Source organism: Sphingobacterium sp. LZ7M1 (assembly GCF_024296865.1).
Taxonomy (GTDB): Bacteria; Bacteroidota; Bacteroidia; order Sphingobacteriales; family Sphingobacteriaceae; genus Sphingobacterium.
Genome location: NZ_CP101134.1, coordinates 3,367,502 through 3,382,048, shown reverse-complemented (window position 1 = coordinate 3,382,048; position 14,547 = coordinate 3,367,502). Strand labels below are relative to the sequence as shown.

Genomic DNA, 14,547 nt, shown 5'->3' with positions numbered 1-14,547 from the left:
GTGTTTGTTCACAAATCAACTATCAAAAATCAAGATACGTTACTTACTATGAGATTAAGCCAAAAGACAATAGCTTTTCAGAATGAAGTCCTCACGAGGTTCGATTTATATAAAAGTTTGTTCTTGACTTTGCCCTTTCAAAGGGTAAAGCATACGGGGACTATCCTACCATTTTTTACGACCCATTGTGAAAAAGGAGTGGAGGAGCATTTATCGCCTGAGGTTATCATCGATAGTTTCTTCGGTCAATATGAGCAGTACGTTCAGGAAGATGACCGTCTAGACTTGTTATTTCGCATTGTTCAATATATAGAACGTCAGGTTGTTTTATTTGATGCGGTGGAAGATTCTGCCTTCAAGGCCGTTGGAAAAAGCGATGAAACCGGCGGATTGGAATCCATTTTCAATCTGGCCCAGACAAATCCCCAATTAAAGAAACAGGTCGTTTCCAGATTAAAGGATATGTCCGTTAGGTTAGTTTTGACCGCACACCCGACCCAGTTCTATCCTGGTCCAGTGCTGTCCATCATCAATGACCTGATTGATGAACTCAAGAAAAACGATATTCCAACCATACACCTGTTGCTTCAGCAATTAGGGAAAACACCATTTATCAATAAGCAAAGTCCGACTCCGGTGGATGAGGCCATCAGTTTGGCTTGGTTCCTTGAAAACGTCTTTTATAGTGTTGCATCGGGAATCGAAGCTAAAATAGAAGATGAGCTGGAAATCAATCCTAAGGATGTCAATCACCTTATCGAGTTAGGATTTTGGCCAGGTGGCGACCGTGACGGGAATCCAAATGTGACCTGGGAAAGCACGAAAAAGGTGGCAAATCTGTTGAGAACCATTCTCTTTAGATGTTATTATCGTGATTTCAGGATCGTAAAAAGAAGGATTACCTTCCGTGGGGTGGAACAGTACATGGAAGAGCTACAAGAGCTGTTCTATGAAAACAGTTTCAACCCAAGTGATAAACCTGTTGATGAAACAGAAAGGATCTTGCACAACCTGACCGAGATCATTCGCGTTCTGAAAGAAAACCATGACGGACTGTTTGTAGAGATCGTGGAAGATTTGAGACGAAAAGTCCAAACTTTCGGCTGCTATTTCACGACTTTAGATATCCGCCAAGACAGCAGTGCCTTGCGTAGTACCTTTGATTGGTTGGTAAAAACCTATCCAAAAGAGACGGGAATTAAACTAAAAGAGATTGAAGGCTCGGAAGAAGAGAAGGAAAAACACATCAAATTCACCGAAGCAAACCTAGAATTGCAAGATGGCATAGATCCACTTGTCGAAGATACCATTAAGGTTATCCGATTGATAAAGGAAATCCAATCCACAGGAAGTGAAAGAGCTGTTCAACGCTTTATAATTTCCAATTGCCAACAGGCATCCGATATCTTGGGCTTGATGCAGCTATTCCTATGGGAGGGCTGGACCAAGAAAGATCTAACCATGGATTTTGTTCCTCTATTCGAAACCGTTGATGATCTGAAGCATGCAGCCGACGTAATGCGCAGCTTATATTCAAATCCCGTGTATGCTGCTCACCTGAAGAAAAGAGGAAACAAACAGACCATTATGCTGGGTTTCTCTGATAGCACCAAGGATGGCGGTTACCTGATGGCCAACTGGTCGATCTATAAAGCTAAGATCGAATTGACAGCCATTTCAAGGGAGTATGATGTGGATCTGATATTCTTCGACGGTCGTGGTGGCCCTCCAGCGCGTGGCGGTGGTAAAACCCAGCGTTTCTATGCTTCCATGGGTAAGGAGATCGAAAACAACCACATTCAATTGACGATCCAAGGTCAGACCATCAGTAGTCAGTATGGCTCGTTGGATTCTGCAAAATATAATATTGAACAATTGCTACATGCAGGTTTGATCTCTGATCTGCAGCAAAGGGTAGGCGATACATTGACAGCAAAGCAGAAAGATGTAATCGATCGCATGGCAGCAGAGAGCCATCAGAAATTCTTGGAATTAAGGCATCATCCTTTGTTCCTGAAATATCTGGAAACCTTAAGTCCATTGAAATCACTATCCAGCATGAATATCTCCAGCAGGCCGATGAAGAGAAATTCGGGTAGGGAATTGAGGTTGGAAGACCTTCGTGCCATCAGTTTTGTGACTTCATGGAGCCAGTTGAAACAGAATATCCCTGGATTCTTTGGTGTAGGTTCGGCTTTGCAATGGGCAGAGGACAATAACCTTTGGTCATATGTGAAGAACCTGTACGAAACTTCAGGTATGTTCAATACGGTAATCGACAACTGTATGATGTCCATGACAAAGTCCAATTTTGATATCACGTCCTATATGAAAGACGATGCAAGATTTGGTGAATTCTGGACAATGTTGAAAGATGAGTTCGATTTAACCAAGAAATATCTGTTAAAACTGACCGGCATGAAAGAATTAATGGAAAATTATCCAGTGGAAAGAGCTTCTATTTTAGAAAGAGAAAAAATTATCCTTCCATTGTTGATTATCCAGCATTATGCCATCCGTTTGCTTGAAAAGCAGAAAATGGAAGAGTCTAAAGCAGAAACATACCGCAAATTAATTGGCCGTACCATTTATGGAGTGGTGAATGCAGGAAGAAATTTAGCTTAGATTGATTTTGAATTAGATAGAAATAGGCATTAATAGGGATATTTTTTTATTTTTGTGTGTTTTTAAAATAATAAAGCGATGAAATTAAATACATTATTAGTTGCAGCAGTTCTTGCAAGTACTTCTTTATCTTCTTGTGTTTTCAAAACGGCTGATGAAAACCAATTGAAATACACACATACGACATTGGTTGATGGTGATGCGTATGCTTTCTTCAGACAAGTAGGGTCCATCGCACCTTATGAGGTATCCTACGCAGAGCATGTAGCTACAGTGGGTAATGCACAGGCGAAAGATGCTGCCGCAAAAGCTGCTAAATTTTTCTCTGATATCCTTCCTCAAATGGATTCATTGGCGACTAAATACCATGTTGATTTCCCAATCCTAGGAACGGAGAAATTCACAGGTGAAGGCCAAGAAAATATTGCCGTTGAACCGAATGAAGCTCCAGTTGTTGTTAATGATTCTACTATCGCAGATTCTGCAGCTCCTTTGGCTTTACAACATGCTAAAGTTTATTCTGACCAGGAGTACTTAAGCCATATCCAACATCAAGTTGCTTTGGTAAAAGAACAATTCAGAAGACTTTCTCGTAATACCAATAAAGATTTGCGTGATTTTGCACAATCCCAAACAGAAACTGTTGCTCAGTTGTTTACTGCCGTAGGTGGTAAAGCAGATGCCCATGCGCATCACTAAGCAAAGATAAATGACAGAAAACAAAATAGTTACAGGTATATTGTCGTATGGAATGTCCGGAAGGGTATTCCATGCGCCATTTATAGAGGTTAACCCAAACTTCGAATTAAGAGGAATTGTAGAGCGATCCAAGAAATTGGCGCAGGATAGATACCCAAATATCATCAGCTATGATTCAGTAGACGACTTGATCAACGATCCTGAGATTGAATTGGTCATTGTCAACACTCCCAACGATACCCATGTTGAGTTCGCGTTAAAAGCTCTGAAGGCCGGCAAACATGTGCTGATCGAAAAGCCTTTTGCACCAACTGCACCGGAAGCAAATGTGCTCTTTAAGGTGGCAAATGATATGGGAAAACATATCTTACCTTTCCATAACCGCCGTTTTGATACCGATTTCCTGGCACTGAAGAAGGTCATAGAGAACAATGAGGTTGGGCGTCCTATCGAATTGCACATTCGCTTTGATCGCTTTAAACCAGAGTTGGGTCCAAAGCTGTTTAAAGAAACTAAAATCCCAGCATCAGGGGTCATTTACGACCTCGGTTCACACTTACTTGACCAGGCTATTTCCTTATTTGGCAAGCCTAAAGCGATGACCAAGGTTCGGGGCGTTTATAGGCCAGGTTCCATTGTGGATGACTATGGTTGTATTATCCTGAATTATACCTCTGGCTTGAATGTGTATATCACAGCTAGTCTTTTAGTGGCCAATCCTCAAGCTAGTTTTGTGCTCCATGGCACCAAGGGTAGTTTCATCAAAAATAGAACCGACGTGCAAGAAGCACAATTGATCGATGGGATGCTCCCTAACAATCCTGCCTATGGAATCGAGCCTGAAGGAATGGAAGGGGTCTTGACCAGTCCGGATGAAGAAGGTAATTTGGTTTCTAGGTTTGTTCCTGCTGAATTAGGGAATTACATGGAATTATTCGATGAAGTCTATCGCACAATTCGGGAAGATGAACCTTACTTTGTCACTAAAGACCAAATTCTTTGGCAGTTAGAGATTCTAGGACCAAATAAATAAAACTTCTATTTAATATAAAGTTTACATTTAGTTAATTTAGGATTTTTAACATTGTTAAACTTTTCAAATCTAATATAACGTGAGATATGCCGCTATTGATATCGGTTCAAATGCAGTCCGCCTGTTGATTGCCGATATTATTGTAAGAGAGAACGAAATCACATTTAACAAAAACACTTTACTTCGGGTTCCCCTTCGATTGGGAGACGACGCCTTTATACATCAACATATTTCTGAAGGAAAATTTGAGAGCATGATCAAGACCATGAGTGCTTTCAGGAACCTCATGGATGTCTATAAGGTTTCCGATTATATGGCTTGCGCTACATCTGCCATGCGTGATGCAGACAATGGAAAGGATGTTGTCAAGGCATGTAAGGAAGCAGGCGTGGACATTGATATCATTGATGGGGCAATAGAGGCCCAGATCATATACAATGTGCATAGCCATACCAGCATGGACAGAAATAAGGTTTATCTATATATCGATGTAGGTGGCGGTAGTACCGAGATATCATTGTTCGCCAATGGTGACTTGGTGGCTTCTAGATCCTTTAACCTAGGTACTATCCGTATCTTGGATAATCAAGATAGTCCGGAGACATGGGATGATATGAAGTTATGGGTGAAGAACATTACCAAAGGGTATAAGAATATTTATGGTATAGGAAGTGGAGGTAACATCAACAAGCTATCTCGTTTAGCTAATGAAAAAGCTGATAAGCCAATTTCATATGCGAAACTGAAAGCTTTATATGTATACCTGAACTCTTATTCATTGAAAGATAGGATCAATGTGCTTGAATTAAAGCAAGATAGGGCTGACGTTATTATTCCGGCCTCCGAGATCTTTTTGACCATAATGAAAGTAGGGCACCTGAAGAATATCATGGCGCCACGTATCGGTCTGGCTGATGGAATAATCCAAACATTGATCAATAAAAATCTGAAGAAGGAAAAGGTCTAAATTCGTTGCAAAAATCAAAATAAAGAGTATTTTTGCGATGTCTAAGCCCAGGTGGCGAAATTGGTAGACGCACCATCTTGAGGGGGTGGCGCCCTATTGGGTGTGGCAGTTCGAATCTGCTCCTGGGCACCCTGAAAATGATAGAAGAAGTTATCTTGCTTAGATAGCTTCTTTTTTTTGTTCCCCTAAATTAAACCCAACAAAAAATCCCCTTTGATTATCAACAAAGGGGATTTTTTAGGCCTTACTACTGGCCCATTATGTTTCCCTACAGGTTATTGGCTTTTGCCGTAATCTCCGCAATATCCAGCACCTTGATTTCCTGTTCTTTTTCTTTTACTTTGACACCATCGCTCAACATGGTCATGCAGAATGGGCATGCGGCAGCAACGATGCTCGCTTTGGATTCAATGACGTCTTCAATTCGCTCTACATTGATATCCTTGTTACCCTTTTCAGGTTCCTTGAACATCTGGGCGCCACCAGCACCACAGCACAAACCGTTCGATTTACAGCGTTTTAGTTCCACAAGGTCAGCATCCAGTACCTCTAGTGCTTTGCGAGGGGCCTCATATACCCCGTTCCCACGTCCTAGATAACAAGGGTCATGGAAGGTGATCTTCTTCCCTTTAAATTCATGGCCATCGGCAGGTCTCAGTTTACCCTCGTCGATTAAGGATTGGATCAACTGCGAATGGTGGATCACTTCGTAATGGCCACCTAGGCTTGGATATTCATTCTTGATGGTATTGAAACAATGCGGACAGGCCGTAACGATCTTTTTGATTTCATAACCATCCAGTACCTGGATGTTCATCATTGCCTGCATCTGAAATAAAAACTCATTTCCTGCACGCTTTGCCGGATCGCCGGTACAGCTTTCTTCGGTCCCTAAAATGGCATATTTGATGCCTACATGTTGGAGGATCTTGCAGATGTCCCTGGTAATACGCTGCGCACGTTCGTCAAAACTTCCTGCACAGCCAACCCAGAACAACAGGTCTGGGCTTTCGCCCTTGGCAACTAACTCTGCAACGGTAGGTATATGTAATTGATTTTCCATGATTTTAAATATTATTGATTTGCCCAATTCGCACGGTCTGCCTGTGCATATTTCCACGGCGCACCGTTATTCTCTAAGTTAGAGAACATGTTATTGATGCTGGATGGGGCCTGAGATTCTTCCATCACGGCATACTGCCTTAGTCCTATGATAATCTCCAATGGATTGATGTTGACTGGACATTGCTCCACACAGGCATTACAGCTCGTACAGGCCCAAATCTCCTCTCTACTGATATAAGTGTCCAATAAAGCCTTTCCATCCTCTACAAAGCTTCCATTCTTGTCTATATTCTTTCCAACCTCTTCTATACGGTCACGGGTATCCATCATGATCTTACGAGGTGACAGCAATTTCCCGGTCATATTTGCAGGACATGCCGATGTACAACGGCCACATTCCGTACAGGTATAGGCATCCAAAAGATTCTTCCAGGTCAGGTCCTGAACATCCTTGACCCCAAATCGGCTTGGTTCGCCAGTAGGGGGCGGGAGACTAGGATCCAACATCACTTTCACCTCTTCGGTCACAGATGGCATGTTGTTGAACTCGCCTTTTGGTTCCAATCTGCTGAAATAGGTATTGGGGAATGCCAATAGGATATGTAAATGTTTGGAGATCGGTAAGTAATTCAGGAAAGCCAAGACCCCAATGATATGGAACCACCAGCAGAATCTTTCAATCCCAATCAATACCTCCGGCGAATCCGGAAGGATGCCAACTAAATAGGAGCTGATTGGAAAGGAACCCACTGCATGATAGCCATCAACTGCAAGGACCTGTAATTTTAGGTCTGCAGCATTCATCGTTAAAAAGGCAGCCATCAATAAGATCTCTGCTGTAAGGATCAGGTTGGCATCCGTTTTTGGCCAATTGTTCAGTTCGCTTTGATTCAGGCGCTTGACCTTCAGCACATTTCTGCGGATCATAAAGACCACACATCCCATCAAAACCAAGAATGCCAAGATCTCAAACGAGAAAATCAGGAAATCATATAGTCCGCCCAATGCTTCTGAAAATACACGATGGGTGCCAAATAACCCATCAATCACGATTTCCAGCATCTCGATATTGATGATGACAAAACCTACATACACAAATAAATGGAGCAAAGCTGGAATGGGGCGCTTGAACATCTTCTTCTGTCCAAAAGCTACCAACAGCATGATCTTGATGCGTTCTCCAGGCTGGTCAAAGCGATCAACCGATTTACCTAGCTTTATATTTCTATAGATTTTACTCGCATTCCTGTAAAATAAGACCAAGGCCGCCAGTAAGATAATACCAAAAATGAGTTGACTTATCATAGTTTAATACTTAGGTTAACAAATATAATTAATCAGATTATACTATGCATGCATAATAAATTATTTAGAAAGATTAAAAATAATTGACAGGATTCAATAATGATTAAGAGCCTGAAAATCAAGTTAAGTATAATAATTGATACAACAAATAGCCCTGATAATTAAGCCCCATTTTGTATATTGCAAGCTATTATCAACCTTAAAAAACAAGCTTCCTGTGTCAAATATGGTGAATATCTGATCATTCAGGCTATTTTGGGTACAGGCTAAAATCTTACAAACAATCAAGAGATGGCAAATAGTAACGACAACTTTGATGTTATCGTCATTGGATCGGGGATCTCCGGAGGATGGGCAGCAAAAGAATTCTGTGAAAAAGGCTTCAAGACCTTAGTCTTGGAACGTGGTTTTGATGTGCAGCATGTCAAGGACTATCCAACTGCTTATATGGATCCTTGGCAATTTGATCATCATAATCGGGTGCCACTTAAAATTAAACAGGAGAATCCTATTGCCTCCAGATGCTATGCCTTCAATGAGGATGCCATGCATTTCTTTACCAAGGACAAGGATCAGGAATATGTGCAGGAAAAACCCTTTGATTGGATCAGGGGGTATCATGTAGGCGGTAAGTCGCTGTTATGGGCAAGACAGGTACAGCGATGGAGCGATCATGATTTTGAAGGGCCTGCCAGGGATGGATTTGCCGTAGATTGGCCTATCCGATATGCCGATATTGCCCCTTGGTATAGTCACGTAGAAAAATTCATTGGAGTTTCAGGAAATCGAGATGGCAATGCAGCCATGCCCGATGGTGAATTTCTTCCTCCATTTGACCTGAATGCGGTGGAACAGATGATCCAAAAGAAATTACCGAGCAAGTATAAGGATCGGCAGGTCATTGCTGGGCGCTGTGCCCATATTACAGACCCTCAGCCAATCCATATCGCACAGGGAAGGACCAAGTGCCAGAACAGGACCATGTGTCAACGGGGATGTCCCTTTGGCGGTTATTTCAGTTCCAATTCATCTACCTTGCCATGGGCCGCTAAAACAGGAAATTTAACCATCAGGCCTAATTCCATCGTGGAATCTATTATCTATAGTGAGGACCAAAAGAAAGCCACAGGAGTGAGGATAATTGATGCCGAAACCCAGAAAACTTCCGAATATTTCGCGAAGGTGATTTTTGTGAATGCTTCTACCATCGCAAGTAACCAGATTTTATTGAACTCGACCTCCAAGCGGTTTCCAAATGGTTTAGGTAATGACTCGGGTCTACTTGGTAAATATATCGCTTTCCATAATTACCTGGGTTCAATTTCTGCGAACATTGATGGTTTTGAGGATATGTATTATTACGGTCGCAGACCTACACAACCAATTATTCCCAACTTCAGGAATGTGAAGAAACAGGAAATGGACTTCCTTCGCGGTTATGCCTCTTTCTTTGGTGCATATCGTGGCCGTGGAGGAAGTAGTGAGATGCAAGTAGGGGCGGACTTTAAAGATAGCCTGTCTGAAGTAGGTGGATGGGGGATCAGTATGATGATGCAAGGTGAAACCATTCCAAAAGCGGAAAACCATGTTCGTTTAAGTACTGACCTTAAAGATAAATACGGTATGGCGCAGCTCATCTTTAATGTTGGCTATGACGATAATGACCAAAAGAGCATGCAAGACTTCCTGGATCAAGGAGCGGAGATGTTAGATTATATAGGTGCGAAGAATATCAGTCAGCACAACAGTCAGCAGAACCCAGGATTAGATATCCATGAAATGGGAGGAGCGAGGATGGGGAACGACCCTAAAACTTCCATTCTGAACAAATGGAATCAGGTACATGACTGTAAGAATGTTTTTGTCACGGATGGAGCCAGCATGACTTCGACCGGCACACAAAACCCTTCCCTGACCTTTATGGCCTTGACAGCTCGTGCAGCCAATTTTGCCATGGATGAAATGAAAAAAGGAAATCTATAAGATGATCATTCCCGATCCAATCGGATGGAAATAAAAAAAGATCAACCCAGGGGTTGATCTTTTTTTTATCCTTTAGCTTTCGGAATTATTTCTTTGGAGCAGCAGCTGGTGCAGCAGTAGCAGAAACACCTAATTTAGTTTTGATGTCTGCAGTCAAGTCGTCACCACCTTGGAAGTAAGGAACACTACCAGAAGAGATGTCAAAAACATATGCATAGCCTTTTTCTTTAGCTACAGCATTGATAGCAGTCATTACTTTTTGCTCGATAGGAGCGTATAATTCTTGTTGTTTTTTGCCAATTTCTTCTTGTGCAGCTTGTTGAACACTTTGGATACGAGTTTCCATTTCACGCATAGTGTTAGCGATAGTTTGAACCTCTGCATCTACAGTTTCTTTGTTCGCTTCACTACGGTTTCTCAATTTCTCGTTCGCATTGTTTTGTTGCTTTTGGTACTCACTGATCATACCTTGAATTTCCTTTTGCTTAGTCTCTTGTAAGGTTTGCATTTGACCTTCAGCAGCTTTGAACTCATTGGTAGACTGAACAATTTCAGCTGTGTTGATATGTCCAATTTTTTGTTGTGCATTTACTGCGTTACCCGCCAATAAAATTCCTGTTGCTAATACTACACTTTTCAATAAATTTTTCATGCTTTTTTTGTTAGTCTTATATTTTCGGATATAAGGATATTCTTGTTTTGTTTTATGTTAAATAATAAATTAGTTCGCAATTATAATAAAAATTATTAGTTCGCTAAATAAGGATTAGGTTTCAACCCTAATTTCGTGATAACATCGTTACTTTTATCCAAATTTGGATTGGCATAAAGGAACGCATTTTCACTTCTTTTATCCATAATGAAATCAAATTGACCTGCAGCTGCTACATCTTGGATAGCTTTGCTAACACGAGCCTGTATAGGTTTCATCAAGTTTTCACGTTGTTTGAAAAGTTCTCCTTCGAAACCAAATTTGCTGCGTTGGAATTCCTTTACGGCCTTTTCTTTATTTACGATCTCGTCCTCGCGGCGTCTGCGCATATCTGGATTTAAGTTCGCCTGATCCTTTTGATAGGATTGATACATACGTTCTATTTCTGCGTATTGCTTATCAACCTCAGCTTGCCATACCTTAGATTGATCATCTAATTGCTTCTGAGCTGAATTATATTCAGGGATATGTTTCATGACATATTCTGAATCTACATATGCTAATTTCTGGGCAAACGAAACTGAACCCAACATGGTTAACATCACGATTAATATTCCTATTCTTTTCATCGACATATTATTTTTTAAATTCTATGTTTAAGACAATTTAATTATTAAAAAGTTTAATTAGAACCCACCCATATTTTGGATTATACTGAATGTGAAGTTTTGTTTCCAGCGATCCGTAGTCAATCCAGGGATTGGATCCAATGCATGACCGTAGTCAATACCCAACATACCGAAGATCGGTAAGAAGATACGTGCACCAACACCTACTGAACGACGAACCTTGAATGGATTTACTTCATCAAATTTGTTCCAAGTGTTACCTGCTTCAGCAAATGCCAAGGCAAATACCGTTGCTTGGTCATTTAACATGATCGGGTGACGTAATTCAATCTGGTACTTCGCATAAATCGGGCTACCAGACTGGATGGCGATACCTTGTTGGTTGCTTCCTGTAGATGCTGGAATCAATGCGCCGTTCGCGTATCCACGCATCGCAATGATCTCAGATCCTTGTAAGAAGTCAAACCCTTGCATACCATCACCACCTAATTTAAAACGCTCAAATGGGGAAATTGGTGCCTGTGAGCTGTAATTTCCTAAGTAACCAAACTGCGCCTGTGCTTTCAATACCAATTTACCAGCGATCTTGGTATACCATTGGGAATCAAATTTCCATTTATGGTATTCCGTGAATTTATACTTTTCATTGTCTGGAGCAGTTTCATAGTTCATGTTGTTCCACATTGAATATGGAGGCGTCAATTGAACCGAGAACTTGATATGTGAACCAGAAGTAGGATAGATCGGCGCATCGATAGAGTTACGGCTGATCTCTTGGGTAAAGTTGATGTTGTATGCTGTACCATCCGAGAAAACGAAGATACCACCATAGTTATCCAAGAAGTAACGTTGGTAAGACAATGAACTGTTGATCTGGAAATAGTTGTCTGGCCATTGAAGACGTTTACCCAATGTCGCAGTCACACCGTGCATCTGGATTTTAGGGATACCCTCATAATCCTCATAACGGTTTTCCAAATAGTTATAACGTTGTAATTGTGAATTCGAGATATAGGCACTCAAACCAAAGTAAATAGGTTTCTTACCACCTAACCATGGCTCTGAGAAGGAGAAGCTATAGGATTGATAGCGTTTTCCTGAAGTCTGTCCACGGATGCTCAATTTCTGTCCGTCTCCTCTTGGAAGTGGTTTCCATGATTCTTTCTTGAAGAAATTGCTGGTAGAGAAGTTGTTAAAGGTCAGACCCAATGTACCGATTACCTGACCAGCACCATAACCTCCGGATAGCTCAACCTGATCGGATGGTTTTTCAGCCACCGAGAATTCAATGTCTGTCGTACCTTCTTCGTAGTTTAGGTTGGTCGGCATAGGTTGAACCTTCTGCTCATCAAACATCCCTAATTGGGAAATCTCACGAACACTTCTTACCAATAGCTCACGCGAATATTTTTGACCCGGCTTGGTATAGATAGAACGTAGGACAACACGGTCGTTCGTCACATCATTACCTTTCAGGATTACATTGTTGATCGTATATTGCTTACCCTCAAACATCTGGATTTCCAGATCGATGGTATCTTGGTAGATACGTTTGATCACCGGTTGAACACTGAATGTTAAGTAACCGTCGTTTTGGTAAATCGCAGCGATATCATCCGAGTTCCTGGTCGGACCACTCAATTTGGAGTTTAATTTTTCCTCACTGTAAACATCACCGTGTTGGATACCCAATAGGATATTTAAGGTAGAGTCTTTGAATTTTGAGTTTCCTGACCATGAGATATTACCTACGTAATATTTAGGACCTTCATATACATCGATGTCGATGGCAACTTCGTTGTTGTCATGACGTCTTACGGTATCTTTTAAGATTTGAGCATCACGGAAACCTTTGTCTTGCATTTTGGCAACCAGGTTTGTTTTTGCTTCCTCATATTTATCATCCTTGAACTTCCCAGGTCCGAATACTCTGAACCATGCTCTAGGACGTACACCTTTCATGAATTTAGTCAACTGCTTATTGCTGAATTCTTCATTTCCAGTGAAATTGATGCTGTTGACTTTAATCTTTTTATTTCTTTCCACATCCACCACGACAATTTCGTTGTTTGCTTGAGCAGAGTCAGGTTTCGTCGTAATCTTGATATCAGGATAAAGGAAGGATTTTTCCCTTAAGAATTTCTCGATAGTGGCTTTGGTCGTTAATAGGAGGTTGTCATTGACAATTTTACCGGCATTGGTATTTAACCGCTTGCGGACTTCCTCTGTTTGCGATTTGCTCAGTCCATTGATGTCGATCCTGGTCAATCGTGGTCTTTCCACCACCCTGATTTCAAGGAAGATCGTTTCTTCTTGGATTTTGGTAGCATATAATTGAACGTCTTCAAATAGGTTTTGCGCCATCAAATCCTTGATTACATTTGATGTTTGTTCGCTAGGAACCTCGATGTATTGCCCAACTGATAATTTGGAGATGGTGACGAGGACTTCGGAGTCTAGGTACTGTGCTCCAGTAACGGTTACTCCACCGATAACATAGTTTTTAGGGTCCAAATAAGTAATGTCATCTGGATTGTTCAAATTCAAAGGCCTATTTCCTGTTATCTGAGCCTGCGCGAAATTGCAAATTAAGAAGGTGAGTAAAATAGAAAGTTTAATTATACGCTTCATCTACTTTTTATTATGTCTGCTAAAGTACAGCAAAGTCTTGTTAATTTTTGTTAAAAGAAATATTACGAATTTCTGACAGTAAGCCTGTCGAAATTAAAATGTTGCAAAAGTAATGATTTCTTATAATTGTTCACTAGTTTTCCCAAATCTTCTTTCTCTATTTTGATATAGGTAAATACATTCAAATAGAGTTTCCCTAGAAAACTCAGGCCACATGATAGGGAGGAAAAACAGCTCAGAGTAGGCTATTTGCCACAACATATAGTTGCTAATGCGCTCTTCACCGCTGGTTCTGATCAATAGGTCAGGGTCGGGGATGCCATGTGTATAAAGATTGTTGCTAAACATTTCTTCATTGATGTCATCTACGGAAATTTCACCTTTTTTAACTTTTTCAGCGATCGTTTTTGTCGCATCCAGGATCTCTTGGCGGGATCCATAGCTCAAGGCAAGGGTCAATGTACAGCCAGTATTGTTCTTGGTTTGTTCAATGGTAGATTGAAGCGTCACCTGACAATGGGCAGGTAAGTCGGACATGCGGCCAATACTGTTGACACGGATATTGTTTTCTTGGAAAGTGGGTAGTTCTTGGTTCAATGAGTTTACTAAGAGTTCCATCAAGGCATCTACCTCAAATTGCGGTCTGTTCCAGTTCTCGGTGGAAAAGGCATATAAGGTCAAATAGTTGAGGCCTATTTCAACAGATGCCTCCAATGCTTCACGGACTGCAGTAACGCCGTTTTTATGGCCAAAGACACGAAGCTCGCCCTTTTCCTTTGCCCAACGGCCATTGCCGTCCATGATGATGGCAATATGCTGAGGTAATCTGTTTTTATCTATCTTATCTTTAAAACTCATTAGATAATTTCATTTATGCTTGAATAGTTTTGTGTCGACCCTAATCCAGACCATGCCACTCGACTTTCTGGAAATCCAGAATCGCCAATCAAGCATCGTA

11 protein-coding genes and 1 tRNA gene are annotated in these 14,547 nt (G+C 41.1%); 6 read left to right on the top strand and 6 right to left on the bottom strand.

All coding sequences use genetic code 11. The features are described 5' to 3' along the window. The first annotated feature begins 48 nt into the window (after positions 1-48). The 5 genes from NMK93_RS14605 to NMK93_RS14585 all read left to right on the top strand — a co-directional run bounded on the left by NMK93_RS14605 (position 49) and on the right by NMK93_RS14585 (position 5,453). Positions 49-2,625: a phosphoenolpyruvate carboxylase gene (locus NMK93_RS14605; protein WP_185214039.1), complete on the top strand. Its 2,577-nt coding sequence runs from the start codon at positions 49-51 to the stop codon at positions 2,623-2,625. A gap of 78 nt (positions 2,626-2,703) precedes the next feature. Then, a complete protein-coding gene (locus NMK93_RS14600; RefSeq protein WP_185214038.1) occupies positions 2,704-3,324 on the top strand; it encodes a hypothetical protein in 621 nt (206 codons plus the stop codon). Between the two features lie 10 nt (positions 3,325-3,334). Next, positions 3,335-4,357: a Gfo/Idh/MocA family oxidoreductase gene (locus tag NMK93_RS14595; protein WP_254528097.1), complete on the top strand. Its 1,023-nt coding sequence runs from the start codon at positions 3,335-3,337 to the stop codon at positions 4,355-4,357. A gap of 79 nt (positions 4,358-4,436) precedes the next feature. Continuing rightward, entirely contained in the window at positions 4,437-5,324 is an 888-nt protein-coding gene (locus NMK93_RS14590) for an exopolyphosphatase (RefSeq protein ID WP_185214036.1), read from the top strand. Positions 5,325-5,369: 45 nt separating this feature from the next. Further along, a tRNA-Leu gene (locus NMK93_RS14585) sits at positions 5,370-5,453 on the top strand. Between the two features lie 139 nt (positions 5,454-5,592). On the opposite strand, the gene NMK93_RS14580 is transcribed toward NMK93_RS14585, so the two are convergent. Both NMK93_RS14580 and NMK93_RS14575 read right to left on the bottom strand, forming a co-directional pair. Then, positions 5,593-6,387 carry a (Fe-S)-binding protein gene (locus NMK93_RS14580; RefSeq protein WP_185214035.1) on the bottom strand — a complete coding sequence of 265 codons (795 nt, stop codon included), beginning with the start codon at positions 6,385-6,387 and terminating at the stop codon, positions 5,593-5,595. 11 nt (positions 6,388-6,398) lie between these two features. Then, a complete protein-coding gene (locus tag NMK93_RS14575; protein WP_254528091.1) occupies positions 6,399-7,694 on the bottom strand; it encodes a (Fe-S)-binding protein in 1,296 nt (431 codons plus the stop codon). A gap of 291 nt (positions 7,695-7,985) precedes the next feature. On the opposite strand from NMK93_RS14575, the gene NMK93_RS14570 reads away from it, so the two are divergent. Next, positions 7,986-9,677 (top strand): GMC oxidoreductase, encoded by a 1,692-nt coding sequence (locus NMK93_RS14570; protein ID WP_254528088.1) that lies wholly within the window; start codon positions 7,986-7,988, stop codon positions 9,675-9,677. An 85-nt stretch (positions 9,678-9,762) separates the two neighbouring features. Here the strand turns inward: NMK93_RS14570 and NMK93_RS14565 are convergent, their stop codons facing one another. The 4 genes from NMK93_RS14565 to NMK93_RS14550 form a co-directional block, all read right to left on the bottom strand. Next, positions 9,763-10,317 carry an OmpH family outer membrane protein gene (locus NMK93_RS14565; RefSeq protein ID WP_254528086.1) on the bottom strand — a complete coding sequence of 185 codons (555 nt, stop codon included), beginning with the start codon at positions 10,315-10,317 and terminating at the stop codon, positions 9,763-9,765. Positions 10,318-10,424: 107 nt separating this feature from the next. Beyond that, a complete protein-coding gene (locus tag NMK93_RS14560; RefSeq protein WP_254528085.1) occupies positions 10,425-10,958 on the bottom strand; it encodes an OmpH family outer membrane protein in 534 nt (177 codons plus the stop codon). A gap of 57 nt (positions 10,959-11,015) precedes the next feature. Beyond that, on the bottom strand, positions 11,016-13,589 hold the full coding sequence (gene bamA / locus NMK93_RS14555; RefSeq protein ID WP_254528084.1) for an outer membrane protein assembly factor BamA: 2,574 nt from the start codon (positions 13,587-13,589) through the stop codon (positions 11,016-11,018). A gap of 120 nt (positions 13,590-13,709) precedes the next feature. Beyond that, entirely contained in the window at positions 13,710-14,447 is a 738-nt protein-coding gene (locus NMK93_RS14550; RefSeq protein WP_185214029.1) for an isoprenyl transferase, read from the bottom strand. Between the last annotated feature and the right edge of the window lie 100 nt (positions 14,448-14,547).